The following is a 22,957-nucleotide window of genomic DNA, read 5'->3' on the forward strand; positions in this document are numbered from 1 at the left end:
GTTCAAGCGTAGGCTTTCGTTTCCACTGCAATCGTCGGCGCCGCGGCGAGCAGCGCCCTGGTGTAGTCATGCTGCGGGTGATCGAGGATATCCGCGACGCCGCCGTGCTCGACGATGCGGCCCTCCTTCATCACCACGATGCGATCGGCGACCGCCGAGACGGCGCCGAGATCATGCGAAATGAACAGGCAGGCGAAACCGTGCCGCGCCTGCAGGCGACGGAACAGTTCGAGCACCTGCTTCTGGATCGTCATGTCGAGCGCCGACACTGGCTCGTCGGCGACGACGAAAGCCGGGTTGCGGATCACGGCGCGCGCGATCGCCACGCGCTGGCGCTGGCCGCCGGACAGTGCATGGGGAAATCGATCGGCGAAGCCGGACAGACCTACTTCAGCCAACATCTCCTTCACGCGTTCCGCTTTTTCGGCGCGCGACAATTTCGGTCCGTGATCAAGCGGCTCCGCCACGATGTCGCCGATGCGCTGGCGCGGATCGAGCGAGGAATAAGGATCCTGAAAGACAAGCTGGCAGTTCAGGCGGAAGTCGCGCTGCACATCGCGCGGTCCGCCTGTCACGGGCTTGCCGCGAAACGCGACCGCGCCGCCTGCGAGCGGCAAGAGGCCGATCATGGCGCGACCGAGCGTCGTCTTGCCCGAGCCCGAGCCGCCGACAACGGCGACCGCTTCGCCGGGGCGCACCGCGAGCGTCACGCCATCGACAGCAAGTTTCGGCGGCGTCGAGGAAAACACGCCGCCAGAGCCCGGAAATCGTACGCTGACATTCTGCGCCTCGATCAGCGGCGTCGCCTCCGCGACAGGCGCGCGGGAATCATCGCGGCGCGGCAGAGCGTCGATCAGCGCCTTCGTATAGGTTTCGCGCGGACGCGTGAGAACGTCGGCCACACCGCCCTTCTCGACCAGGCGGCCACGCTCCAGCACCACGACGGAGCGCGCATATTGCGCGACGAGACCGAGATTGTGCGTGATCAGCAGCACCGCCGTTCCCGCCGTGCGCGTGAGCTCGACCATGAGCTGCAGCACTTCGCGCTGCGTGAGCGTGTCGAGCGCGGTGGTTGGCTCATCCGCGATCAGCAGCTTCGGCTTCAGCAGCATCACCGAGGCCAGCATGATGCGCTGGCGCATGCCGCCGGAGAATTGATGGGGATAGGCGGAAAGGCAGCGTTCGGGATCAGCGATCTGCACGCGCGTGAGCATATCCGCGGCGCGGCGGCGCGCCTCGCCTGACGACAATCCCTCATGCAGGCGCAAGCCTTCGATCAATTGCGCGCCGATCGTCATCGCCGGATTGAGCGACACCATCGGCTCCTGAAACACCATGCCGATCGCGCCGCCGCGCAAGCGCCGCATCTCCTCATCGGAGAGCGCGTCGACATCCCGGCCCTCGAACAGCAATTCGCCGCCCGAGCGCCGCACGCCCGGAGGAAGCAGGCGCAACGCCGCGCGCGCCGCCATCGTCTTGCCGCTGCCGGACTCGCCGACCAGCGCCACGATCTCGCCGGCGGGGACATCGAAGGACACATCCTGCAGGATCGAGAGGCCGCTCGGCCCCTGCATGCCGAGGCCACGAACGGACAGCAGCGCATTCGCCGACGCGTCCGCCATCACACGCGCTCCATTCGCGGGTCGAGCTTGTCGCGCAGCGCGTCGCCGAGCAGGTTGACGCCAAGCAGCGTGATCGCGATGCAAAGTCCGGGCGCCACGCCAAGCCACGGCGCGCTTTCGATATAGGGCCGCCCCGACGAGAGCATGTTGCCCCATGTCGGCGCCGGCGGCGGCACGCCAAGGCCAAGGAAGCTCAAAGCGCTTTCCGACAGGATCACCCAGCCCATCATCGATGTCGCGAGCACGACGATTGGCGCGGTGCAGTTCGGCAGGACGTGGCGGCGCATCGTCGTCCATTCGGAATTGCCGATGACGCGCGACGCCTCGACATATTCACGCTCGCGCACCGACAGCACGGTCGCGCGCACCACGCGCAGCACGGACGGCGCATAAGCGAGGCCAAGCGCGACGATGATGCCGTATTTGTTCGCGCCAACGATCACCATGATGCCGAGCGCAAGCAGAATGCCGGGAAAGGCGAGCAGCGCGTCGCTGATCACCATGAGGATGCGATCGACAAGCCCACGGAGATAACCGGCGGTGAGCCCGAGCACGGTCCCAAGCACAACCGCGCAGGCGACCGTCAGTAGCGCCACCGTCAAACTTGTAGCGGCGCCGGCCATCACGCGCGAGAGCACGTCGCGACCGAATTCATCGGTGCCAAGCCAATAGATGTCAGACGGCGGCTTCAGGCGCTGCCTGAGATTGATCGTCAATGGCGGAAACGGCGTCCAGACCATCGAGGCAACAGCCATCAGCGTGATCGCGCCGATCAATGCGCCGCCGATCAGCGCATTCGCCCTGAAGCGTGGGAAGATTCGCATCCTCGTCAGGACGCCGACACGCGCGGGTCGAACAAGGGATAGCAGAGGTCGACGACGAGATTGACCAGCACGTAGATCAGAGCCGTGAACAGCAGACATCCCTGCACCACCGGATAGTCGCGAGCGAAGATGGCGTCGACCAGAAGACGGCCGAGGCCAGGCAAGGTGAAAACGGTTTCGAGAACCGCAATGCCGCCGAGCAGATTGCCGAGCACGAGGCCGATCACGGTCCAGGTCGGCGCAAATGCGTTCGGCAGCACATGGCGCAGCAGCACGCGCCGTTCGGACAATCCCTTGGCGCGCGCATGCATGACATATTCGAGCCTGAGCACCTCGATCGCGCTGGCGCGCGCCATGCGCGTGAGAACGCCCGTCTCGATGAGCGTCAGCGTGACAACGGGCAGCGCGATGTAGAGCAGCGCCTGCGTCGGGCTCTGGCTGAACGGCGTGTATCCGATCACCGGAACCCAGCCGAGCTTGAGGCCGAAGACCAGCAGCAGGATCAATCCAAGCCAGAAGCTCGGGATCGAGAGAAGCAGCGTCGCGCCGGCGACGATGGCGATGTCAAAGCCGCTGTTCTGCTTCCACGCCGCGATGAGGCCGGCTGGCACCGCGATCAGCACGGCGAAGCCGACCGCGATGAACACGATCATGGCGCTGACCTGAAAGCGCTCGATCAGCAGTGGCAACACAGCCTGCCCATCTGTGATCGAGCGGCCGAGATCGCCCTGCGCAGCGCGGCCGAGCCAGAACGCGAATTGCACAAAGATCGGCCGGTCGAGGCCGTATTGCGCGCGCAGCGCCGCCACCTGCTCAGGCGACGCGGAATCGCCGAGGATGATCTGCGCGGGATCGCCGGGGATGAGCCTGACGATCACGAAGACGACGAAGCCGACAAGGAGAAGCGTGGGCAGCGTCCAGATCAGACGCTTCGCGACATAGGAGAGCAGCGCGGACATCGCGCGAATCCTGATCGAGCGATCAGCTTCCCGATTTCAGCGACACGCCCCAGGCGCGCGGCTGGCCCAGCGCCCAGCCGGAATAATTCTGCACGTTCGCGCGCGCGGCGCTCGTCTCGACCGCGGAGTAGAGCACGATCATCGGCGCATCGGCGCGGAACTTCGCCTCGAGGTCGTCAAAGAGAGCCTGACGCTGCGCGCGATCGCTGATCTCCATGGAGCGCGTCATCAGCTTGCGGCTTTCGGCATTGTCCCAGACCTTGCGCGGCTGCGCGTCCTTGTCGCCGCTGATCATCTCGAACGACAGCGAGGGATCGAGACGCGACGAATAGGAAAACGACATCGCCTGATAGTCGCCCTTGTTGTAGCGATCGAGCAAAGTCGCCCAATCCAGCACCTCGACGTCGATCTTCACGCCGGCTTCCTGCGCCATCGCCTGCGCCAGCACGGCCATATCGAAGATCGAGGGATAGCGTTTTGTCGCGAGCATTTTGATCGGCTGGCCGTTGTAGCCGGCTTCAGCGAGCAGCTTCTTGGCCGCGGCGATGTCGCGCTTCGGCAATTCCGCCTGTGTCTTGCCGTAATAGCTGCTTGGCGTCGGGATGATCGAGAGACTGGGTTTCGACGCGCCTTCGGTGACGGTCTCGACGAGCTGCGGAATATCGAGCGCCAGCGTCAGCGCGCGACGAATACGAACATCCTTCAGCAGAGGATCGCGCGTCTGGAACAGAAGCCCGTTGATGTCCATCGTCGCCTGCTCGCGCAAAGTGACATCCTTGCGCTGCTTATAATCGGGAATATCGGAATTCTGGACGTCATAGATGACGTCGAGGCCGCCGGAGAGAAGCGCCGCCTTGGCCGCTGAACTGTCGGGGATGATCGGGAATCGCACCTTCGCGACAAGCGGCGCCTTGCCGCCGGTATGGCCGTCGCGCTTGCCGGGCAGCGCGGCATAGGAGTCGTTGCGCAGAAGATCGATATATTGCCCGCGCTTCCACTCGCCCATCTTGAAGGGCCCGGTGCCGATCGGGTCCTTCCACTTGCCATCCGATGTCAGGGAGTCGCGATGATAGATCGCGGTCTCTCCGCAATCGGGGCGCGCGAGCACCGTGAGGAAAAGCGCGGACGGCTTCTCCAGCGTGAAAACGACGGTCTTCGCGTCCTTCGCCTCGACGTTCACAACCTTGGCCAGCCCACGCCCGTCCACTTCGGGAAGACAACGCCAGTTATTCGCGGGGTCGACGTAGCGTTTCCACGAGAACAGCACGTCGTCCGCAGTGAGCGGCGCGCCGTTATGGAATTTGACGTCGTCGCGCAGATTGAAAGTGTAAACCTTGCCGTCAGGCGAGACATCGACGGATTTAGCAAGCAGCGGGCCAACCGACGTATCCTCGCAATAGGCGACGAGCCCTTCCACCATATGCAGCACGACGGCGTCGGTGTTGGCGTCGCGATTGATGCCGGGATCGGTCGAGCGAATATCCGCATTGAGGCGGATGCGCAGCGTGTCCTCTTGTGCGGAGGCAGGCGATGCAATGAGGCCCGCAAGCCCGATCGCGACGGCGGACAGAATGATCGAACGATGCTTCATCTCATTCCCCTCTGCTCTAATCGACGGCGGCTTTGATACGTCTCGTCGCGATGATGCGAATTCGCGTTCAGGCGGCCTGCTGGCGCGGAACGGCGATATTCGGCTGCTGAATGTCCATGTCGAGACGATAGGTCTCGAAATTCCTGTTGAGCGCGGGCAGCATCGCCACTTCAAGCACGCCGCGCGCCGGCTCCATCACCAGCATGGCGACCGTGGCCGAGAGATTGTTGCTGAAATTCATGCGCGGCGGCCGGCACACGGCCCAGGGCGACTCGAAATCATCGAACAGCGCGTTCTTGACGATATCAGTCGTGAGGCGGCCGATATGCGGTTCGAGCAGCGAGCGCACGCGCAGATCGCGATAGAGTGTGTCAGGCGTGTTTGCGACGCCCTTGTCGACGAGTTTGCCGAGCGCCACCGGGCTCTGGAAATGATTGGCGTGAACGATCAGCCCCTGCTGCGGCAACACCTGGAACGTCTCGTCAGGCGCGCATTCGAAATCGATCACGACGCCATTCGCCTGCGCGACGATCATGTTGTTCGCCGCCGATTTCTCCGTGACATAGACGGCGCGCATGGCGAGCGCGACCTGCTGCTGCTCCAGCACCTTGCGCCGGATCAGCGCCAGCGGCACGCCGAGTTTGCGATAGTCGCGGTCGCATTCGAGATAATTCGCCGTGATCGAGACGCCGGCCGAATTGAATCCGGCGCGCGCCAATCCGCCCGCTTCGGTGAAGGTGAGAATGTCAGGCCCGTCCTCGCGCCTGATCTTGAGAACGATGGCGGTTTCCGCGCATTCGGCCTTCCAGTCCCAGTTCTGCGCATGGATCAATCGCCCCTCGGCGGTCGCCGTGGGAAGCGCGACGACGCCCGTGCAACCGTCGGGATCGTCAGGCGTCGGCTCGCCGCGCTGCTTGCGCTGGGCGAGCTTGAGAATTTCGGTGCGCGCATTGAGCAGCATGATGGCGGCGTATTTTTCGCCCGAACCTTCGGCGATGCCGCGCATCTCTTCGAGATAGGTCGCGTCGAACGCCGCGATCGTCGGCTCGAAGCGCGCGACCAGCGCTTCGACGCCCGCCCAGTCGAGCTTGCCGGCTTCAAGCTGCGCCGAATAATGCTCGACGCCGCGGCGGATGCGCACCTTCGCCTGCTCGCCATATTGCCGGCCGCGCTCACGCGGACCGCCGCTCACCGTCACCAGCGGACAGGGCGTCACCGTCTGGCGCGCGAATTGTGTAGCGGCCTTCGGATCGGCGTGAGGGGACATGCGGCCTGGCTCCTGTTCAGAGGCCGTCGCCAGAGGACGCGCGACCCGATACTTCTCAAGATCACGCCGCACTTTGATTGAACCAATCAAAGTGCGGGAACGTGATCGATTCCAAAAGCTTGGAGCTGGCTTTTGCGAAAAACCGGTTCCCACTTTTTCGCGCCATGCTCCGGGGCGACGGTTGCTTTCGCCGCCCACAAATTGTATTTCGTGAATTTATGAAACAATCAAGCGAAAAAATCGCCGAGGGACCGACCCGGCTGCAGCAGGATCTGCTCGGCCAGATCGTGCGCCTGATCCATGACGAGGGGCTTCAGCCGGGCGACCGCCTCAATGAGAACCGGCTGGCGCAGCAGCTCGGCGTGTCCCGCACGCCGGTCCGGGCGGCGCTGGTCCATCTCGCGGCGGACGGCTTCGTCGAGCGCAAGCCCAATCTCGGCATCGCGCTGGTCGCGCTGCCGCCGGCGCCCGGGGGGGAGCTGGCCGCAGATGACGGCGATGACGACATTCTCATCCGCATCGCGCGCGATCGCGGCCGCAACAAGCTGCCGGTCGATATTTCCGAAACCGAGGCGATGCGCTTCTACGGGCTGAGCCGCCAGGCGGTGCGCGGCGCGCTGGCGCGGCTCGCCGATCTCGGCGTGGTCGAGCGGAAAGCGGGCTATGGCTGGCGCTTTCTCGATACGCTGCAGGACAAGGCGGCGCGCGCGGAGAGCTATCGCTTCCGCATCATCATCGAAGTCGCGGCGATCCTCGAGCCCGGCTTCGCGTTGCCGGAAGGGTGGGCCGACGACATGCGCCGCCGGCACGAAGAGACGCTCGCCTCCGCCCTCTCCGGCCGCTGGGAGGCCTCCTCCAGCGTCGCCTTTTTCGAGATGAACGCCGACTTTCACGAAGGAGTCGGGCGCGCCTCGGGCAACCGCTATCTCGCCAACGCCATCGAGCGCCAGAACCGTCTGCGGCGGCTCTCGAACTATGACTGGACCCATGGCGCGACCCGCGTGCTGGTCAATTGTCGGGAGCATCTCGAAATCCTGGAGCGGCTCGAGGCGCGCGATCAGGACATCGCCGCCGCCCTGATGCGCCGCCATCTCCAGCAGGCCAGCGGCCTGCAGCCATCCTTCGAGGTCGATCCTTGATTTTGGAGGCAGAAAAGACATCAGATATGCTCAACGAGTCTTGCCCCCTGGAGCGAGAGAAGTCGCTCTGGGAGGCGACGGTGGTCAGCGCGCCGGATTTTCCCGTGCTCGCCGACTAAAGAGCCGTTCGCCGCGCGACAGCCGCATGGCGCATTTTCGCGCGCCCGCGTTTCCAATTGCGCGGCGGGCTCCTAACTTGTCGGCATCGGAGACGCCCATGCATATGATCGAGATCGCTGGCGGCGGAAAAATGCCCGCGCTCGGGCTGGGCACCTGGCAGTTGCGCGGCCGCGACTGCGCGCGCGTCGTCAAGCTCGCGCTGTCGCTCGGCTATCGCCATATCGACACCGCCGAGATGTATGGCAACGAAAATGAAGTCGGCGATGCGATCGCTGAGTCAGGCGTGTCACGCGGCGATCTCTTCGTCACCACGAAGATCTGGAACTCGAATTTCCGCGCCTCGGCGGCGCGCCGATCAGCCGAAGCGTCGCTGCGCGCGCTCAAGCTCGATCATGTCGATCTCCTCTTGATGCATTGGCCAAACGACTCCGTGCCACTGGCGGAAACGCTCGGCGAAATGTCGCGCCTCCTCGAAGAAGGAAAGACGCGCGCGATCGGCGTCAGCAATTTTCCGCCCGATCTTCTCGGGCGCGCAATCGCTGCGAGCCCGAAACCGGTCGCCTGCGATCAGGTGCGCTTCCATGTCGGCGCTGCGCAGGATGATCTTCTCGCTGTCGCACGCCCGAAAGGAGTTGCGATCACAGCCTATTCGCCGCTCGGCAAAGGCGGGCTTGCGAGCGATCGGACGCTTGCAAAGATCGGCGCGAAATATGGCAAGTCGGCGAGCCAAATCGCGCTGCGCTGGCTGATCGAGCAGGAAGGCGTCTCGGCGATTCCGAAAGCGTCGAGCGAGACCAATTTGCGCGCCAATCTCGCGATCTTCGATTTCAAGCTCGACGACGAAGACCGCGCGATGATCGCGCGGCTTTAACGAGCGCTGCTGCTCTTCTGCTGCATCTTCAGTACGAAGCTGATCACGGCGGCCACGGCGCGATAGAGTTCCTCGGGAATATGGTCGTCGAGTTCGACGAAGCTCAACGCGGCTGCAAGCGCCGGATTGGCTTCGATGGCGACGCCATGTTCGCGCGCGGTCGCGATGATGCGTTCGGCGAGTTCGCCGCGCCCCTTGGCGATGACGCGCGGCGCGTGGTCGGTCTCGCGATCATAGGCGATCGCAACGGCGACGCGCTCGGCCGCCCCGCTCATGAGCGTACATCCATGAATTGACCGGGCGGCGTGGGCGCGGGGCGCGGTGCCGTCCGGCGGCCGCCAACGCAGCGGATCGCTTCCGCCGGCGCGCCGGAGTCCGCCAACGATTTCGCGAGATCGCCGCTTTCCTGATTGAGCAGATTCACCGTCTCCGGGCGATCGGCCCAGAAGCGCACATCAACGCGGCCGTCGCGCAGCGTGATCGCGACATCGACGGCGCCGAGTTCGGCGGTCTCGGCGGAGAAGCGCATCCGCCATGTCGCGCCGACCGGAGCTGCGCCATTGCTCCGCTGCGGCGCATCGCGCTCGATCATCAGAGGCAGCGATGCATGGCCCTGCGCCAGCGCAATGGGAAGTTCGACCTGCCATTGCCGCGTCGCGATCTGATTGTTCGATAGCGGCTGGCTGTCATTGCTCACGTCTGGCAGCGATGCGAATTGCAGCAGGCGCAGGCGATCAAGCGCGCCGTCGACGTCCCTGAGCAGATCAGACGACCGCATGTCAGTTGCGACTTGCTCGACGCCTGCTTCGCGCGCAGCCGGCATCTGGAGCGGATGAAGCTCGCCCTTGAGCGGCGCTCTCGCAGAAAGATCAATATGGCCTTGCGTGTCGGGACGATGCGGCGTCGTGGCGACAGGCTCCGGCGCGTCGAGTGCGGCGATCGGAGTCGGCGGCGACACAGCGTCGGCGCGCGCCAAAGGCGTCGGCGCGTTGACGCTCTCATCACCGAAAGCGGCGCGCAGCGCGAGCAAGGTCGCCTGCAGATCGCCGCGCAAGGATGGCGCGAGCGCCGCGACGATCGCCGGTGTGAGCGTCTGTGGCGATGGGGTTTGCGGCGGCGCTGCTGGAACCACGACGGCAGGCTGAGGCTGGGCAGTGTCTGCGGCCTCAGCCGCCGCATTGGCGATCGTTGCGGCGGGAACTGCAGCCGGCTGCGGCGCAGGCGCGGCGGGCGTCGTCACCGTCGTGGGAACCGCGACAACAGGCGCATCGTCGTCGCCAGCGACCGTCTGAAGCGCCGCGCGCAGATCGAGCAACGCCGCTTTCAGGTCGGGGCGTTGTTGCGCGGTCGCGCTGGTTTGAACAGGAGCGGATTCGAGGAATACGCCGGAGCGTTCGACAGCGGCGCGCAGTTGCTCGCCGTCAATCGGCTGGCCGCCATCGAGAGCGGTCTGCGCCACGGTGGCGATCGCGGCGCGAAGCTGCGTCGGCGTGGCGTCCGCAGGCGCGTTCAGCACGCTCTGCAGCCGCGCGAAAAGCTGCGTCAGCGGCGCCTGCGTCTGCAGCGCCTCGCGGGCGACGGGCGTCAGCGCCGCGCGCGCATCGGCGACCGTGGCCGGCTGAGCGGGCAAGCTTTCGACGGGATCGGCAGGAACTCGCTGGACCAGCGCATCCAACGCGCGCGCCGCGGCGGCCGGCGCATCCGGTTCGATCTCCGGCGTCGCGACGGCCGTCGGAAGAGGCTGCAATCGCGCGGCGACGACGCGCGACGCGTCAGCGCCAGCCAGCGCCTGTCGGGCGTTCTCGCCAGGGGATAGGCGCGCGAGATTGAGGGAGGCGGCATCGTCGCCCGCCTGCTTCTGCAGCGCGACCCGATCGCCGGCCTGGAGCTTCGTCGTGTCGGGAACCGAGATCGCGATCGGCAGCCCGTCCAGCAGGACCTTGATCAGCTCCTGCGACGCAACCGCGGCCACGCGCGCTTCGACCGCCCCGCCGGCGGCGAGCTGCGTGAGCGTTTCCGGGACGGCGGCTGCCGCCGTGGAAACGGCCTGGATCGGAGCGATGGCCATCTCGGCTGGAGCCTAGACCCGCCGCCTTGCCGAAACCTTGACGGGCGGCGGCCGATTGTCCCGGCTTGCGCCGGCGCACGCGACGGCCGATGGAATTGGGATGGCCCCGAAACCGCCGCCGACTCTCGGATTGATCCTCGCCGGCGGCCTGGCTCGCCGCATGAGCGGCGTCGACAAGCCCTTGATCGAGATCGGCGGCCGATCGGTTCTCGCGCGCATGATCGACCGTCTTGCTCCGCAATGCGACACCCTGCTGCTTAACGCCAATGGCGACGCCTCGCGTTTCGCCGCTTACGACTTGCCAGTTATTGCAGACAGCGTGCAGGGATTTGCGGGACCGCTCGCCGGAATCCTCGCGGGGCTCGAATGGGCCGCGGGCCACCGCCCGGACATTTTATGGGTCGCGAGCGTCGCGGGCGACACGCCCTTCCTGCCACGCGATCTCGTGACACGATTGCATCAGGCGCGCGAGGGCGCGAACGCCGATCTCGCCTGCGCGACGTCAGGCGGACGCGATCATCCCGTGATCGCGCTGTGGCCGGTCTCGCTCGCGCCTGATCTCAGGCGCGCGCTGGTCGAAGAGGGTGAGCGGAAGGTCAGCCGCTTCATGGCGCGCTATCATATCGCGCGAGCCGAATGGAGCACAGACGCTTACGATCCCTTCTTCAACGCCAACACGCGCGATGACATCGCGGATGCGGAGCGGATCATCGCCGCGCATCCCCAGGCGTAGCCGCGATTCAGCGCGCGGCTTCAACGACGCCGACGATCGGACCGATGGCGCGCAAGCCGCCGAATTTCGGCTGCGGCGGCGCATAAAGCGACGAGATCGAGCCGTCGAGAAAGAGCGCATCGGGGGTCTTCAGCCGATCGCGGAACAAGGCCGCGAAATCATGAAACGTCACGGGCTCGCGTGAGATTGCGAACACCACAGTCCGTCCATCGCGCACGCCGACGCCGTTGCGGATTTTCTCGGAGACGCCTGTATCTCTGATTTTGGGATGCACCGCGCCGTTGACCACAAGCATTGGCCCCGATTGCGTGGCGAAGATCGCGGGCGGTTTTTCCCTGAGATATCGCGCCGTCTCCATCACACCGGCACCGTCGCGGCCGATATAGAAAACGCCATTCGGCTTGAGATGAAAATTGCCGGAGCCGTTGCGCAAATTGGCGCCGCGCAACTGGCGGCCGTTCTCAACATAGAGCCCGACCGGCGAGAGATCCTCTTCATACATGCCGGCGTTCATGGCGAAGGCGAGACGCTCGCCACGCGCGGCCAGTTTCTCCGCGAGATGGTCGAGGCTGCCGAAGGCGCGGCCGTCGCCATCCTTCCAGAACAGCCTGATGGCGTCGGCGCCGGCGCTGAATGTGCAGACCGTGTACGATTTGCCGCGATCGGCGACAGGCTCGCAGTTCGCCAAGGCGGGGGCGGCCGCGGTGAAAAATACGAAAAAGCTGAAAATCAGACGTCGCATCATATCAATCCAAATCGATCGCGACGTGAATAGCGACAGAGGCGGCGAAATCACGGCGTCTTGGCGCCCTTGCAGTGAGCGATCACATCACCGGCGAGCTCGGCGTATCGCATCACGGCGTCGGCGATGGCGTCGAGATCAGCGAGATCAATCACGGGCCTGTCGCTTGTCACGGCCGCGGGATCATCGGTCAGGATGGCGCGGACATAGGGATCATCCGGCGCGCGCAGCGCTTTGTCGACGCTCGGCCGCCAGACTTCGAGCTTGGGCGTCGACTCAAACTTGAAGCCCTCGATCAGCACGAGATCGACGGGCGAGAGCTTCGCGAGAAGCTGCGGCAGCGTCCATTCCGCCTCGTCGCGCAGTTCGCGCATGAGCGCAAAGCGATGGGCCGACGAGATCAGCACCTCGCTCGCGCCCGCCATGCGGTGGGTGTGCGAATCCTTGCCCGGCTTGTCCACGTCGAAAGCGTGATGCGCGTGCTTGATGGTCGAGACGGACAGCCCGCGCTCGCGGAGGCGCGGAATGAGCCTCGCCAGCAATGTCGTCTTGCCTGATCCGCTCCAGCCAGCAAGGCCGATCACGCGCATTCACACCATCCTGTCGGTCGGGGCGCACCCCACGCAGGATCGCGATCTGTCGACAGCCTGCCCGCCCCGCCTATATCTGGTCGCGCCTGCCCGCGAAACGCCTGATGTCCGACCTCGAACTCGATCTCAAGGGGCTGAAATGCCCCCTCCCCGTCCTGCGGACGCGCAAGGCCCTCGGCCCGCTCGCGCCGGGCGACGTGATCGCTGTGCAATGCACCGATCCGCTCGCCGCCATCGACATCCCGAACATGATCCGCGAGACAGGAGACACCCTGATCGACAGCGCGCGCGAGGGCGGAACGCTGACGTTCCGCATCCGCCGGGAGGCAAGGTGATCTATGGCTGAGACGACCCGCAAGAACCTGCTCATCACCGGCGGCGGCCGCGGCATCGGGGCCGCGATCGCGCGCAAGGCGGCCAGGAGCGGCTGGAACGTGATGATCAGCTACGCCTCGAACGCCAATGCGGCGGCGGCGGTTGTCGCGGATTGCGAGGCCGCCGGCGCGAAGGCCTATGCGGTCAAGGCCGACGCGGCGAAGCTTGACGAGACCGAGAGCCTGTTCGCGCAGGCGCGCGAGCATTTCGGCTTTCTCGACGGTTTCGTGAACAACGCCGGCGTCACCGGCCGCATGGGACGGCTGGAGAACGCCGACCCTGACCATATTCGCGAGGTGATCGACATCAACGTCACGGGCGTGCTGCTTGCGGCCCGCGCCGCCATCCCGCTGATGTCGACGAAGCATGGCGGGCGGGGCGGGGCGATCGTCAATATGTCCTCGGCAGGCGCGACGCTTGGAATGGGCAATGTGTTCGTGTGGTACGCGGCATCGAAGGGCGCGGTCGACAGTATGACGATCGGATTGGCCCAGGAGCTGGCCGACGACGGAATCCGTGTGAATGCGCTGGCGCCGGGCCTCATCGCCACCGACATTCACGCCAGCGGCGGCGATCCCGAGCGCGCCAACAAGCTCGCACAGATGGTGCCTCTGAAGCGCGTGGGCGCTCCTGAGGAGATGGCCGACGTGACCCTCTATCTTCTCTCGGACGCCGCGTCTTACGTCACAGGGCACATCCTGAGGGCCGCGGGAGGCCGTTGAGCGGCGGTCGGGGCTTTCCCGGATTTAGCCGAGCTTCGCGACCGCCGATTCGACCTCCGGCGGGATGGTCAGGCCCTCGGCGGCGGTCTTCGCACGGAGCTTGAGGCGGCGCACGCCGGGCAGCCGCGCGCCGGTCTGGCATTCGATCGCGGCGGCCAGCGCGCCGATCCGCTCGCCGAACCTGCTGTGGCCGAACGAGGTGGGATCAATCGCGAGGATCAGCTGGCCGGTCGCCGGAGGAGGTCCTTGCTCGTCGAGGAAGGACGAGGCCTCGAACGCGAGATTGGCGCCGACGAGGCAGCCCGCGAGCACCTCGACCATCAGCGCCAGCGCCGCGCCCTTGGCGTCGCCGAGGGGAACCATGGTGCCCGCCAGCGCGGCGGCCGGGTCGGTCGTCGGCTTGCCCTCGACGTCGAGCGCCCAGCCCTCGGGAATCTTTTCGCCCTTCTGTTTTGCCGCAACGACGGGACCGCGCGCGACCTTCGACACCGCGAGATCGACGACGACGGGATCGCGGCCGGCGAGCGGCGCGGCAAAGGCGATGGGGTTGGTGCCGAACACGGGCTTCGATCCGCCCCAGGGGGCGATGGCGCCAGGCGTGTTCGCAAACAGCATCGCGACCAGCCCCTCGCGCGCCAGCGCCTCGCACGGCAATCCGGCCGCGCCGCAATGATTGGAGCGCACAACAGGCGCAACGATGATCCCCTGCTCGCGCGCCAGCGCCGGCAGCTTCCCGATCGCGAGATCGATCGCGGGATAGGCGAAGCCGAAGGCGGCGTCGATCGCGAGCACGCCGGGTTTCGGTCGCGACGCCGCAGGCTGCGCCTTGCCGTCGATCTTGCCGCTACGGAGCATGCCGAGATAGGTCGGCACGCGCGAGAGGCCATGGCCCTTCAGCCCGTCCGCCTCGGCGGCGATCAGCGCGCGCGCGACCGATCGCGCATTCCCGTCACTGGCGCCATGGCGCGCGAAAGCGGACGCGACCCAATCGGTCGCCTCAGCCAGCGATTTCGTCATGCTCCGAGCGCCTTCTTCACATTCTCGACCGTGACCCAGGAGACGCGCACATTCGATTCCTGCGTCACGCCGGCGATATGCGGCGTGAGGATGAGATTGGGCGCGCCGTCGAACAATTTCGCCTTCTCGGCCGTCAGCGGCTCCTCCGCGAACACATCGAGCGCCGCGCCGCCGAGATGGCCGCTGCGCAGCGCCGCCACGACAGCCGCCTCGTCGACCACGCCGCCGCGCGCCGCATTGATCAGGATCGAGCCCGGCTTCATGCGCTGCAGTCGCAGCGCGTCGATCATGTTGCGCGTGCCGTCATCGAGCGGCACATGCAGGCTCACCACATCGGCCTCGCGCAACAGCGGCTCCAGGCCATGACGCTTCACGTCGGCGGCGGCGAAGGCAGCGTCGGGCGCATAGGGATCAAACGCAATCGCCTGCATGCCGAGCGCCTGCGCGCGCCTCGCCACCTCGCGCGCGATGGCGCCGAAGCCGACGAGACCCATCACTTTGCCGGAGAGTTCGCGGCCCATGAGCGCGTTGCGCGGCCATTCGCCGGCGATGACGCGCGACGTCGCGTGATAAGCGCCGCGCAACAAGATCATCGCAGCTGAAATGACATATTCCGCGACCGAGAGATCATTCGCGCCGGTCGCGGGAAAGACCTTGATGCCGCGCGCCTTGCAGGCCTCGACATCGATATTGTCGAGGCCGACGCCGAGACGGCCGACGACCTTCAGCTTCGGCGCCGCGTCGAGCAGCGCGCCGCGCACCTGCGTGCGGTTGCGGACGATCAGCGCGCGCGCATCCGCGACGAGGCGCGCAAGGTCGTCAGGGCGATCGACGAGCTTCGGATCATAAAAAACATCGTGACCCGCGAGCCCCTTGCTCACCGCCTCTTCATCCATGAATTCGGCGACCACGATGTCAGGCATGGAACCTCAACGCAGGGCGAACAGGCCGCCGACCACAATCGCAAGAATAACGATCGTGCAGCCGGCGAAAACCGCGAGATGACGCCAGCCGAGCTTCAGGATCGCGCCAAGCGACGTGCCGAGACCAAGCGCTGCGATCGCGATCAAAAGGCCCCAGCGCGAAACCTCGCCAAGCGCGAACTTGATGGTGGGATAGTGGATCGCGGCCGACAGCGAAGGCTGCGTCGCCAAGACGCTGTTGACGATGCAAAGCGCAAGGAACGCCAGCGCGAACATCGGCGCCGGCACTTTCGCCACGCCGGCATGCGCGCCCTGACGCACGAACCAGGCGCCGATCGCGAGCACCATCGGCAACAGCAGGAAGACGCGGAACAGCTTCACGATGACGGCCGTGTTGCCGACCGACTCGCTGACCGCGTAACCAGCGCCAACGACCTGCGCCATGTCATGCACCGTCGCGCCGATCATGATGCCGGTTTCGTGCGGCGTAAGACCCAGCCACGAGCACAGCGGGGGATAGGCGATCATGGCAAGCGTCGAGATCGCATTCGCCATCACGACCGTGAAGGCGATATCCGCCGCCTTGTTGCGATAGTCGGGCACGACGGTCGCTGTCGCGAGGCACGCCGAGGCGCCGCAGACCGCATTCGCCGCGCCCGCGAGCGCGCCAAATCCGACTTCACGATCGACAAGGCGCGCGAGGATCACGCCGCTCGCCGCCGTCGCCGTCATCGCGCCGACGACAAGCGCAGCGACGCCGACGCCGAGATTGAGGATGTCGCCGAAAGCAATGCGCAGCCCCAGCAGCCCGATCGCGTAGCGCAGCAGCACTTTCACGCACCAGACCATGCCGGGCTGGAAGACGGCGCGATTGGCGAAGCTGTAAAAAATCACGCCGATGATGAGCGCGATCACCGTCTCGGGGAGGTGGACGCGGCCCGACGTGGCCTTCGTCAGCAGAGGCTCGGCGATGTCGGACGCGATCGCAACTGCGACAGAGATAGCGATTCCCGGCGCGAGCGTCTGCCACAGCGCGGGTTTGCGGTCTGGCGCGGCGATCGCATCAGTCGACATCAGGAAGGTCCCAAGCCCTCTCTCGTCACGCGCTGCGGTAGAGCTTCGTCATGACGAACTCGCGATGGCCCAGGGCCTCCGCGGCTGTCAAGCGACCATTGGCCGTACGGATGATCGAGAAGATCAACGCATCGCCAGCCTGCGGTATGGTCATGTCGCGAGACAACACGCCGGTCACGTCAAGATCGATATGCTCGGGCATGGTGCGCAACGTCTTGGGATTGCCCGAGATCTTGATCACGGGAACGATCGGATTGCCGATGACGTTGCCCTGCCCCGTCGGGAAGGTGTGAACGACATAGCCGCCCGCAGCCATCAGGGTGACGCATTCCGCCGCAGCCGAGGAAGTGTCCATGTAGTAGAGGCCGGGACCCGACTTCGGCTCCTCGGCCGGCTCGAGAATGTCGATATATTTGCACTCGCGGCCGATCTTTTCGAGATTGCCGAGCGCCTTCTCCTCGATCGTCGTCAAGCCGCCGGCGATGTTGCCCTTGGTCGGCTGGCTCTCCGAGAGATCGTCGACCTTATGGGCCTCGATCACATCGTCCTGATAGGACTTCCACATCTTGTACCAGCGCTCGCCGACCTTCTTGTCGATCGCGCGCGCCTTGCACAGATGCTCCGCGCCGGTGATCTCGGACGTCTCTCCGAACACGCCATAGATGCCGCGCGGGATCAGCTTGTCATACATGTTGCCGACGGTCGGGCATGAGGACAGGCCCGTCGTCGTGTCGGACTCGCCGCACTTCGTCGACACCCAGAGATCCTCGATGCCGCATTTCTCGCGCTGCAGCTCGGTGGCCCATTGCAGGAATTCCTTCGCGACATAGGAGGCCCTCGCGATCGTCGCGATGTCGCCATGTCCTTCGATGCCGAAACCGACCACCGGCTTGCCGGTCTTCGCGATTCCGTCGACGACGCGCTTCGTCCAGCCATCCTCGATGCCGATCACGATGACCGCGGCGACGTTGGGATTGGCGCCCGTGCCGATCAACGTGCGGAAATGCAGATCGAGATCGGCGCCGAACTGAAGGCGGCCATAGGCGTGCGGCACTGCGAGCACGCCCTTGATATTGTTCGCCACCGCCTCGCAGGCCGAATTGGAGAGATCGTCAAGTGGCAGCATCAGCACATGGTTGCGCACTCCGACGCGGCCGTTCTCGCGCCGCCAGCCGAAGAAGGAGTCCGTCGTCGCCTTCTTCTTGTTGTGAATGACCGGCGTCTTGAAATCGGGCGCCTCGATCTGGCGTCCCTTCACCAGAGCGAGCTTGTCCTTCACGAGATCGAAATTGGCGACGATCGACATGGCTGATCCTTTGGAAATGGGAGATCGGGTTCAGCGTGAAACGCTCACCAGCGCTTGGTCCGGGCGTTGTGGATGTGAAGATGCTCGCCCTTCTTCACGTCGGCGGTGGTCTTGCCGACGTCCTGGCCATACTTCCAGATCGTGTCGCCGGCCTTCAGATCCTTCAGCGCGATCTTGTGGCCGATCGGAATGTCCTGCCTGGCCGTGATGCGGAAATCGGAATTGTCGTGGGTGACGACCGCCAGCATGTCGGTCCCGGCCTTCAGCCCCTCGACGACGACGACGCCGACATTGTCCTTCTTTTCGTGAACCAGCAGGTGGGGCTTCATGGGCGTCTCCAACTCGGCCGCCCGCCGGACCTCTGGTCCCATCTCAGGCGACGCCGTCACTCGACGGCGAAAGGCGATGGTCTTATATAAGATAGAAGAGAGCTGGCAAGAGTTGGAGAGGTTTTCTTGGCGCAACGAGCCGCGGCTGACGCGATCGGCTTCCTGCCGCTCTACCGGCAGGTGAAGAACAGGCTCGTCCAGCGCCTGCTCAATCGCGCCTGGCCGCCGGGGCACTTGCTGCCCAGCGAGATCGAACTTGCAGGCGAACTCGGCGTCAGCCAGGGCACCGTGCGCAAGGCGCTCGATGAAATGGCGGCCGAGCGGCTGCTGGTGCGCCGGCAGGGTCGCGGCACCTTCGTCGCCGAGCATGACGACGCCCGCGTGCTCTTCCAGTTCTTCAAGATGGCGTCGGACGCTGACGGCGAGCGCGTCTTCCCGGAAAGCCGGGCTCTGGAGGTCGTGTCGCGAACAGCCGACGAGACCGAACGCGCCGTCCTGTCGCTGCCGGAGAAGGCGCAGGTGACGCGCATTCGCCGCGTGCGCTCGCTCGGCGGGCGGCCCGTTATTCTAGAGACTATTACCGTGCCGCGCTCGGTGTTTCCTGGTCTCGAACATGGCGAGATTCCCAACAATATCTACGGGCTCTACGCCGACCGGTTCGGCGTTACCATCGCTCGCGCGCAGGAGAAGCTGAAGGCGGTGATGCTGAATGCGAAGGACGCGGAATGGCTCGCCGTCGAGCGAGGCGTCGCAGCGCTGCAAATCGACCGGCTGGCGATCGCGCTCGACGGCCGCCCCGTCGAGTGGCGCGTGAGCCTGTGCCTGACCGACGAATTCCACTATATTTCAGATCTGACCTGAACTGGACGCGCCGGCAGGCGCCTCCGCCAAATGGGAGGTCGTCATGATGGACTGGATCAAGCTGGCGCTGGTGATCGCCGCGCTCGTCGGCTTTGCGATGGTCGAGGTCGCGTACTGAGAACGGCGCTTCGCCTGACGCACGATTTCAAACACGACGCTCTCTCCGCATGATGCTGCAGAGCGGAATATTTCTTTTGCGGCGCCGCAGTTGACGGCTGCCATTTCCGAAGAAAACTATCCCTTCAAAGCGCCGAGCTGGCGGAGGAAATACATGAAATTCCTGTTGAAGGCCGCCGGCGCAGCTTTGCTCGCCGGACTTCTGACGGCGTTGCCGGCCAAGGCGCAGAATTATCCGGAGAAGCCAATCACGCTGATCGTCCCCTTCGCCGCCGGCGGGCCGACCGACGTGATCGCGCGGCTGCTCGGCGTGGTGATGGGCCAGAAGCTCGGCCAGCAGATCATCATCGAGAACATCGCCGGCGCCGGCGGCACCACAGCCGCGGGTCGCGTCGCACGCATGGCGCCTGACGGCTATACGTTGCTCATCCACCATATCGCGCTGCCGCTCGGCGCTTCGCTCTACAAGAACCTTCCCTACGATACGGCGACTGCGTTCGAGCCGCTCGGCCTCATCAATTACGGGCCGTATGTTCTCACGACAAAGCTCGACTATCCCGCGAAGACGCCGGCCGAGCTTTTCGATTCCTTTCGCAAGAATGCGGCGAAGATCACTTTCGCCCATGCCGGCGTCGGATCGGGCTCTCATCTTTGCGGACTGGTGCTGATGCAGGCGCTGGGCTTCAAGAGCGACTTCGTCGCCTATCGCGGCACGGGACCGGCGCTCAACGATGTCGTCGCAGGACAGGTCGACGTGCTCTGCGATCAGACCACGAACACCTTCCCGCAGATCGCGGCGAAGACGATCAAGGCGTTCGCCATCACCTCGGCGCAACGCAGCCCGCAATTCAAGGATATCCCCACGATGGCGGAGGTCGGATTGCCGACGCTTGACGTCAATGTCTGGCACGGGCTTTACGCGCCGCGGGGAACGCCTGTGGAGATCCTCAACAAGGTTCACGCCGCGCTGCAGGAGGCGCTGGCCGACAAGACTGTGCTGCAACGGTTCGACGATCTCGGCACGCTGCCCTTCCCTGAGAATGAGCGCAGCCGCGAAGCGCATGGCAAGAAGCTGACGAGCGAGCTGATGCGGTTGCGCGCCGTTGTCCAGTCCGCAGGGATTGAGGCCGTTTCAAATTGATCAGCGGATCAACAAACCGTCGATCTCGACGGCGCGCTTCTCACGCGCCGATCTCTCCGCGGCGAGCCCGATCGTCACCGCCTTCAGCCCATCCATCATGCTGACTTCCACATCGCCATTTTCGAGTACGGCGCGGCGGAAGGCGAGATGCTGATAATAGGTCGAGCCGTGATGATCGCCGGCCTTCATCACCGTCTCGTCGACATGCACCTTCCAGCGCTTCGAGAGCTTGCTCTCGCGCGGGCTGAGCGCGACTTCGGATTCCGGCTTCTCGCCGCCTGACCAGAAGCGCGTCGGGCCGGGAATGAAGCATTCGAACTTCGCCTTGTCGCCGGTCGCGGCGATCTCCTCCTGCCAGAACGATCCTTCCGCGAACATGCAGAGATCGAGCATGGCGCGCACGCCGCTTTTGAAATCGACGATCACGAAGGCATTGTCGATGATATCGGGCGCGCGGCCGTCATAGCGTTCGTCGCGATGGTTCACATCGATTGCGCCGGAGGCATAAACGCGCGCAGGCTCGTCCTTCACGACGAGCCGCATAAGATCGAAGAAGTGGCAGCATTTCTCGACGAGCGTGCCGCCTGTGCGCGCGGAAAAGCGATTCCAGTCGCCGACCTTGTGCAGGAAGGGATAGCGATGCTCGCGGATCGCGAACATCTTGAGCGAGCCGATTTCACCGCCGTGAACGGCCTTGATGAGTTCAGCCAGCGGCGGCATGTAGCGATATTCCATCGCGACCCAGACCGGCGCGCCATGCGCCGCGGCGCGCTTGGCCAGCGTCTCGCAATCCTCGCTGCGCGTACAGACCGGTTTTTCCACGAGCACCGGCAGCTTCTTCGCAGCGCTGAAAATGTCGCCAAGAATCGCCGCGTGCGTGTCGTTCGGGCTCGCTATGACAAGCGCGTCGACAAGGCCGGAATCGATCAGCGCGCGATGATCCTCGAACGCCTTCGCGCCACCATTCAAGGCGGCGCCGGTTTCGCTGCGTGATCCCGCGTCCGGATCGCTGTAAGCCGTCACCTCGGAGCCAGGGATGAGCGCGAGATTGCGGATGTGTTCACGGCCCATCATGCCCGCGCCGATCAACCCGTAGCGAAGATTCGTCATGTTCAACCGAGTTCCTTGACGGGAAGATTGAGCCTGTCGCCAATGGCGCGCAGCGGCGCGCGGTGGTCGCCATAGACGATCGCCACATGATGTTCGAGCGCCTCGCCCATCATGCGCGCGGCGACGGTGCCGGTCGGCGCATCGAAGCGCAAAACGCCTGAGGCGCCTGAAAAACTCTTCGGCGCGCGGATCATCTCGGCCCCGCCGATGAAGAGCGTTCTGCCATTCTTCGCCTGTGAGATGCGCGCAACGGTGACGCGGCCGGGCCGCAGCGCGAACTCCTGCAGCAGCGGCATGCGCCGGTTGGAGTGAATCGTCGCGACCGGCGGCGTCTCCGGGTCAGCCATCGAGATCGGCGCCGATCCGCAATGCCAGACGACTCCAGTGTTGGACTCCGCATCCATATCGACGACATCGACGAGATAGGACGGCGCGCCGGCAAGCTCCTGAAGCATCAGCGCCGTCACCGCGCCATACATATCGGCTTCACAGGCGCACGGCGTCTTGCGTTCGTTGAGCACGCCCATGGGGCCGCAGGCGGCGCAGCCAAACTCCGTGAACATTTCGGGCCAGCAGCGGACGGCCAGCGCCGACAACTTCTGCTCGTTTTTGATTTCGTCGAACGCGCCGAGAAGCTGGAAGGATTTCGCCAACTGCGGCTGATCGACCTCGTCGAGTCCGCCAAGACGCTTCTCCGCATCGGCGCGAAAGCGGCCGACATCCGCGTCGGCGACTTTCGCGGCGCGCGAGAAAAGCTGCGGCAGTTCGATTTTCTCGACCGAGACGCCGGAAAGCGAGGCCAACTCCGCAGCATCATAGCGGCAGGTGTCGAAGCCTGCGGGATGCTCGCCGACAAGACCGATGCGCGCGCTCTTGAGTTTCGAGAGAACGGCGCGCGCGCGCTCGCCATCGACCGCCGTCATGGCGACGCGCGAGTCTGGCGCCGCGACCTCGTGGAACCGTCCTTCGGCGATGGCGGCGAGATCGCCGCGAAGATTCGCCGCATCAGGTTGAGCGTAGAGCCAACCGAATCTCTTTCCGGCGCGGCCCAACGCATGGCCCGCGAGATTGAGGCCGCAGAAACCGTTGAGCCGCAGGCGTCCGCCGGTGCGCGGTTCTGGAAACGCCCAGATCGCCAGCGGCGCCGACAGGCTTTCCGCGATCTTCACCGTCATCGTCGCGTCGGTGAACGTCACCTGCAGGATGAGAACGAGATCAAGCTTTTCTTCCTTCAGCGCCGCGAGCGCCGTTTCCGTCGCCGCGGCGTCGAACAGAAGCGCGCGACCGCCAAGAATTTCGCAGCCCGTCGCGTCGAGCGACGCGAAAGCGCCACGCGCCATCTCCTCGGCATAGGGCACATCGAATGTCGGGCGAGCGAGCGGCAATACGCCGATGCGAAGAGTCATGAATGCGAACTCACGCCCGAATTGAGACGAATATCTGGCGATGCCTGGCG

23 protein-coding genes are annotated in these 22,957 nt (G+C 65.1%); 7 read left to right on the top strand and 16 right to left on the bottom strand.

The features are described from left to right. Window positions 1-2 precede the first annotated feature (2 nt). The 5 genes from L8F45_RS13895 to L8F45_RS13915 form a co-directional block, all read right to left on the bottom strand. Window positions 3-1,622: an ABC transporter ATP-binding protein gene (locus L8F45_RS13895; RefSeq protein ID WP_342358479.1), complete on the bottom strand. Its 1,620-nt coding sequence runs from the start codon at window positions 1,620-1,622 to the stop codon at window positions 3-5. After that, on the bottom strand, window positions 1,622-2,446 hold the full coding sequence (locus tag L8F45_RS13900) for an ABC transporter permease (RefSeq protein WP_342358480.1): 825 nt from the start codon (window positions 2,444-2,446) through the stop codon (window positions 1,622-1,624). Before L8F45_RS13900 ends, L8F45_RS13895 begins: the two co-directional genes overlap by 1 nt. 5 nt (window positions 2,447-2,451) lie before the next feature. After that, a complete protein-coding gene (locus L8F45_RS13905; RefSeq protein ID WP_342363446.1) occupies window positions 2,452-3,396 on the bottom strand; it encodes an ABC transporter permease in 945 nt (314 codons plus the stop codon). A 31-nt stretch (window positions 3,397-3,427) separates the two neighbouring features. Beyond that, the gene (locus tag L8F45_RS13910; protein WP_342358481.1) at window positions 3,428-4,996 is read right to left on the bottom strand and encodes an ABC transporter substrate-binding protein; all 1,569 of its coding nucleotides are present in this window, start codon (window positions 4,994-4,996) and stop codon (window positions 3,428-3,430) included. 67 nt (window positions 4,997-5,063) lie between these two features. Then, window positions 5,064-6,263 carry a C45 family autoproteolytic acyltransferase/hydrolase gene (locus L8F45_RS13915; RefSeq protein WP_342358482.1) on the bottom strand — a complete coding sequence of 400 codons (1,200 nt, stop codon included), beginning with the start codon at window positions 6,261-6,263 and terminating at the stop codon, window positions 5,064-5,066. Between the two features lie 218 nt (window positions 6,264-6,481). Here L8F45_RS13915 and L8F45_RS13920 point away from each other — a divergent pair, with 218 nt between their 5' ends. Both L8F45_RS13920 and L8F45_RS13925 read left to right on the top strand, forming a co-directional pair. After that, window positions 6,482-7,402 carry a GntR family transcriptional regulator gene (locus tag L8F45_RS13920; protein WP_342358483.1) on the top strand — a complete coding sequence of 307 codons (921 nt, stop codon included), beginning with the start codon at window positions 6,482-6,484 and terminating at the stop codon, window positions 7,400-7,402. Window positions 7,403-7,619: 217 nt separating this feature from the next. Further along, on the top strand, window positions 7,620-8,393 hold the full coding sequence (locus L8F45_RS13925; protein WP_342358484.1) for an aldo/keto reductase: 774 nt from the start codon (window positions 7,620-7,622) through the stop codon (window positions 8,391-8,393). Here L8F45_RS13925 and L8F45_RS13930 read toward each other — a convergent pair. Next, the gene (locus L8F45_RS13930; protein WP_342358485.1) at window positions 8,390-8,668 is read right to left on the bottom strand and encodes an EscU/YscU/HrcU family type III secretion system export apparatus switch protein; all 279 of its coding nucleotides are present in this window, start codon (window positions 8,666-8,668) and stop codon (window positions 8,390-8,392) included. The genes L8F45_RS13925 and L8F45_RS13930 overlap by 4 nt on opposite strands. Then, on the bottom strand, window positions 8,665-10,461 hold the full coding sequence (gene fliK, locus L8F45_RS13935; protein ID WP_342358486.1) for a flagellar hook-length control protein FliK: 1,797 nt from the start codon (window positions 10,459-10,461) through the stop codon (window positions 8,665-8,667). The genes L8F45_RS13930 and fliK overlap by 4 nt, the downstream gene beginning before the upstream one ends. 100 nt (window positions 10,462-10,561) lie before the next feature. On the opposite strand from fliK, the gene mobA reads away from it, so the two are divergent. Beyond that, window positions 10,562-11,194, top strand: coding sequence for a molybdenum cofactor guanylyltransferase MobA (gene mobA / locus L8F45_RS13940; RefSeq protein ID WP_342358487.1), 633 nt, complete (start codon window positions 10,562-10,564; stop codon window positions 11,192-11,194). Window positions 11,195-11,201: 7 nt separating this feature from the next. Here mobA and L8F45_RS13945 read toward each other — a convergent pair whose 3' ends face one another. After that, window positions 11,202-11,939 carry a phosphodiester glycosidase family protein gene (locus L8F45_RS13945; RefSeq protein ID WP_342358488.1) on the bottom strand — a complete coding sequence of 246 codons (738 nt, stop codon included), beginning with the start codon at window positions 11,937-11,939 and terminating at the stop codon, window positions 11,202-11,204. Window positions 11,940-11,986: 47 nt separating this feature from the next. Continuing rightward, window positions 11,987-12,526, bottom strand: coding sequence for a molybdopterin-guanine dinucleotide biosynthesis protein B (gene mobB, locus L8F45_RS13950; RefSeq protein WP_342358489.1), 540 nt, complete (start codon window positions 12,524-12,526; stop codon window positions 11,987-11,989). Window positions 12,527-12,630: 104 nt separating this feature from the next. Between mobB and L8F45_RS13955 the strand changes: the two genes are divergently transcribed. Together L8F45_RS13955 and L8F45_RS13960 are read left to right on the top strand one after the other, a co-directional pair. Next, the gene (locus L8F45_RS13955; RefSeq protein WP_342358490.1) at window positions 12,631-12,861 is read left to right on the top strand and encodes a sulfurtransferase TusA family protein; all 231 of its coding nucleotides are present in this window, start codon (window positions 12,631-12,633) and stop codon (window positions 12,859-12,861) included. Window positions 12,862-12,864: 3 nt separating this feature from the next. After that, the gene (locus tag L8F45_RS13960; RefSeq protein WP_342358491.1) at window positions 12,865-13,623 is read left to right on the top strand and encodes a glucose 1-dehydrogenase; all 759 of its coding nucleotides are present in this window, start codon (window positions 12,865-12,867) and stop codon (window positions 13,621-13,623) included. A 24-nt stretch (window positions 13,624-13,647) separates the two neighbouring features. Here the strand turns inward: L8F45_RS13960 and L8F45_RS13965 are convergent, their stop codons facing one another. The 5 genes from L8F45_RS13965 to L8F45_RS13985 form a co-directional block, all read right to left on the bottom strand. Further along, complete coding sequence (locus L8F45_RS13965; protein WP_342358492.1) at window positions 13,648-14,640, bottom strand: Ldh family oxidoreductase; 993 nt, start codon at window positions 14,638-14,640, stop codon at window positions 13,648-13,650. Next, window positions 14,637-15,563 (bottom strand): hydroxyacid dehydrogenase, encoded by a 927-nt coding sequence (locus L8F45_RS13970; protein WP_342358493.1) that lies wholly within the window; start codon window positions 15,561-15,563, stop codon window positions 14,637-14,639. Before L8F45_RS13970 ends, L8F45_RS13965 begins: the two co-directional genes overlap by 4 nt. Before the next feature lie 6 nt (window positions 15,564-15,569). After that, entirely contained in the window at window positions 15,570-16,637 is a 1,068-nt protein-coding gene (locus L8F45_RS13975; protein ID WP_342358494.1) for a YeiH family protein, read from the bottom strand. 25 nt (window positions 16,638-16,662) lie between these two features. Continuing rightward, window positions 16,663-17,763: a UxaA family hydrolase gene (locus L8F45_RS13980; protein WP_342363447.1), complete on the bottom strand. Its 1,101-nt coding sequence runs from the start codon at window positions 17,761-17,763 to the stop codon at window positions 16,663-16,665. A gap of 224 nt (window positions 17,764-17,987) precedes the next feature. Beyond that, window positions 17,988-18,272, bottom strand: a complete 285-nt coding sequence (locus L8F45_RS13985; protein ID WP_342358495.1) for a UxaA family hydrolase — start codon at window positions 18,270-18,272, stop codon at window positions 17,988-17,990. A 126-nt stretch (window positions 18,273-18,398) separates the two neighbouring features. Between L8F45_RS13985 and L8F45_RS13990 the strand changes: the two genes are divergently transcribed. Further along, on the top strand, window positions 18,399-19,133 hold the full coding sequence (locus L8F45_RS13990) for a GntR family transcriptional regulator (RefSeq protein WP_342358496.1): 735 nt from the start codon (window positions 18,399-18,401) through the stop codon (window positions 19,131-19,133). A 271-nt stretch (window positions 19,134-19,404) separates the two neighbouring features. Then, window positions 19,405-20,391, top strand: coding sequence for a tripartite tricarboxylate transporter substrate-binding protein (locus tag L8F45_RS13995; RefSeq protein WP_342358497.1), 987 nt, complete (start codon window positions 19,405-19,407; stop codon window positions 20,389-20,391). Here L8F45_RS13995 and L8F45_RS14000 read toward each other — a convergent pair whose 3' ends face one another. Beyond that, complete coding sequence (locus tag L8F45_RS14000; RefSeq protein ID WP_342358498.1) at window positions 20,392-21,501, bottom strand: Gfo/Idh/MocA family protein; 1,110 nt, start codon at window positions 21,499-21,501, stop codon at window positions 20,392-20,394. It lies immediately after the preceding gene. Window positions 21,502-21,503: 2 nt separating this feature from the next. After that, window positions 21,504-22,907, bottom strand: coding sequence for an L-fucose/L-arabinose isomerase family protein (locus L8F45_RS14005; protein ID WP_342358499.1), 1,404 nt, complete (start codon window positions 22,905-22,907; stop codon window positions 21,504-21,506). Window positions 22,908-22,957 lie beyond the last annotated feature (50 nt).

Source organism: Terrirubrum flagellatum (assembly GCF_022059845.1).
Taxonomy (GTDB): domain Bacteria; phylum Pseudomonadota; class Alphaproteobacteria; order Rhizobiales; family Beijerinckiaceae; genus Terrirubrum; species Terrirubrum flagellatum.

Bases quoted from the DNA above. Each gene is read 5' to 3' on its own strand.
- L8F45_RS13895 (WP_342358479.1), bottom strand. From the start codon at position 1,622: ATGGCGGACGCGTCGGCGAATGCGCTGCTGTCCGTTCGTGGCCTCGGC.
- L8F45_RS13970 (WP_342358493.1), bottom strand. From the start codon at position 15,563: ATGCCTGACATCGTGGTCGCCGAATTCATGGATGAAGAGGCGGTGAGC.
- L8F45_RS13910 (WP_342358481.1), bottom strand. From the start codon at position 4,996: ATGAAGCATCGTTCGATCATTCTGTCCGCCGTCGCGATCGGGCTTGCG.
- L8F45_RS13920 (WP_342358483.1), top strand. From the start codon at position 6,482: ATGAAACAATCAAGCGAAAAAATCGCCGAGGGACCGACCCGGCTGCAG.
- L8F45_RS14000 (WP_342358498.1), bottom strand. From the start codon at position 21,501: ATGACGAATCTTCGCTACGGGTTGATCGGCGCGGGCATGATGGGCCGT.
- L8F45_RS13995 (WP_342358497.1), top strand. From the start codon at position 19,405: ATGAAATTCCTGTTGAAGGCCGCCGGCGCAGCTTTGCTCGCCGGACTT.
- fliK (WP_342358486.1), bottom strand. From the start codon at position 10,461: ATGGCCATCGCTCCGATCCAGGCCGTTTCCACGGCGGCAGCCGCCGTC.
- L8F45_RS13980 (WP_342363447.1), bottom strand. From the start codon at position 17,763: ATGCTGCCACTTGACGATCTCTCCAATTCGGCCTGCGAGGCGGTGGCG.
- L8F45_RS14005 (WP_342358499.1), bottom strand. From the start codon at position 22,907: ATGACTCTTCGCATCGGCGTATTGCCGCTCGCTCGCCCGACATTCGAT.
- L8F45_RS13965 (WP_342358492.1), bottom strand. From the start codon at position 14,640: ATGACGAAATCGCTGGCTGAGGCGACCGATTGGGTCGCGTCCGCTTTC.
- L8F45_RS13945 (WP_342358488.1), bottom strand. From the start codon at position 11,939: ATGATGCGACGTCTGATTTTCAGCTTTTTCGTATTTTTCACCGCGGCC.
- mobA (WP_342358487.1), top strand. From the start codon at position 10,562: ATGGCCCCGAAACCGCCGCCGACTCTCGGATTGATCCTCGCCGGCGGC.
- L8F45_RS13975 (WP_342358494.1), bottom strand. From the start codon at position 16,637: ATGTCGACTGATGCGATCGCCGCGCCAGACCGCAAACCCGCGCTGTGG.
- L8F45_RS13915 (WP_342358482.1), bottom strand. From the start codon at position 6,263: ATGTCCCCTCACGCCGATCCGAAGGCCGCTACACAATTCGCGCGCCAG.
- L8F45_RS13955 (WP_342358490.1), top strand. From the start codon at position 12,631: ATGTCCGACCTCGAACTCGATCTCAAGGGGCTGAAATGCCCCCTCCCC.
- L8F45_RS13930 (WP_342358485.1), bottom strand. From the start codon at position 8,668: ATGAGCGGGGCGGCCGAGCGCGTCGCCGTTGCGATCGCCTATGATCGC.
- L8F45_RS13925 (WP_342358484.1), top strand. From the start codon at position 7,620: ATGCATATGATCGAGATCGCTGGCGGCGGAAAAATGCCCGCGCTCGGG.
- L8F45_RS13960 (WP_342358491.1), top strand. From the start codon at position 12,865: ATGGCTGAGACGACCCGCAAGAACCTGCTCATCACCGGCGGCGGCCGC.
- mobB (WP_342358489.1), bottom strand. From the start codon at position 12,526: ATGCGCGTGATCGGCCTTGCTGGCTGGAGCGGATCAGGCAAGACGACA.
- L8F45_RS13900 (WP_342358480.1), bottom strand. From the start codon at position 2,446: ATGCGAATCTTCCCACGCTTCAGGGCGAATGCGCTGATCGGCGGCGCA.
- L8F45_RS13985 (WP_342358495.1), bottom strand. From the start codon at position 18,272: ATGAAGCCCCACCTGCTGGTTCACGAAAAGAAGGACAATGTCGGCGTC.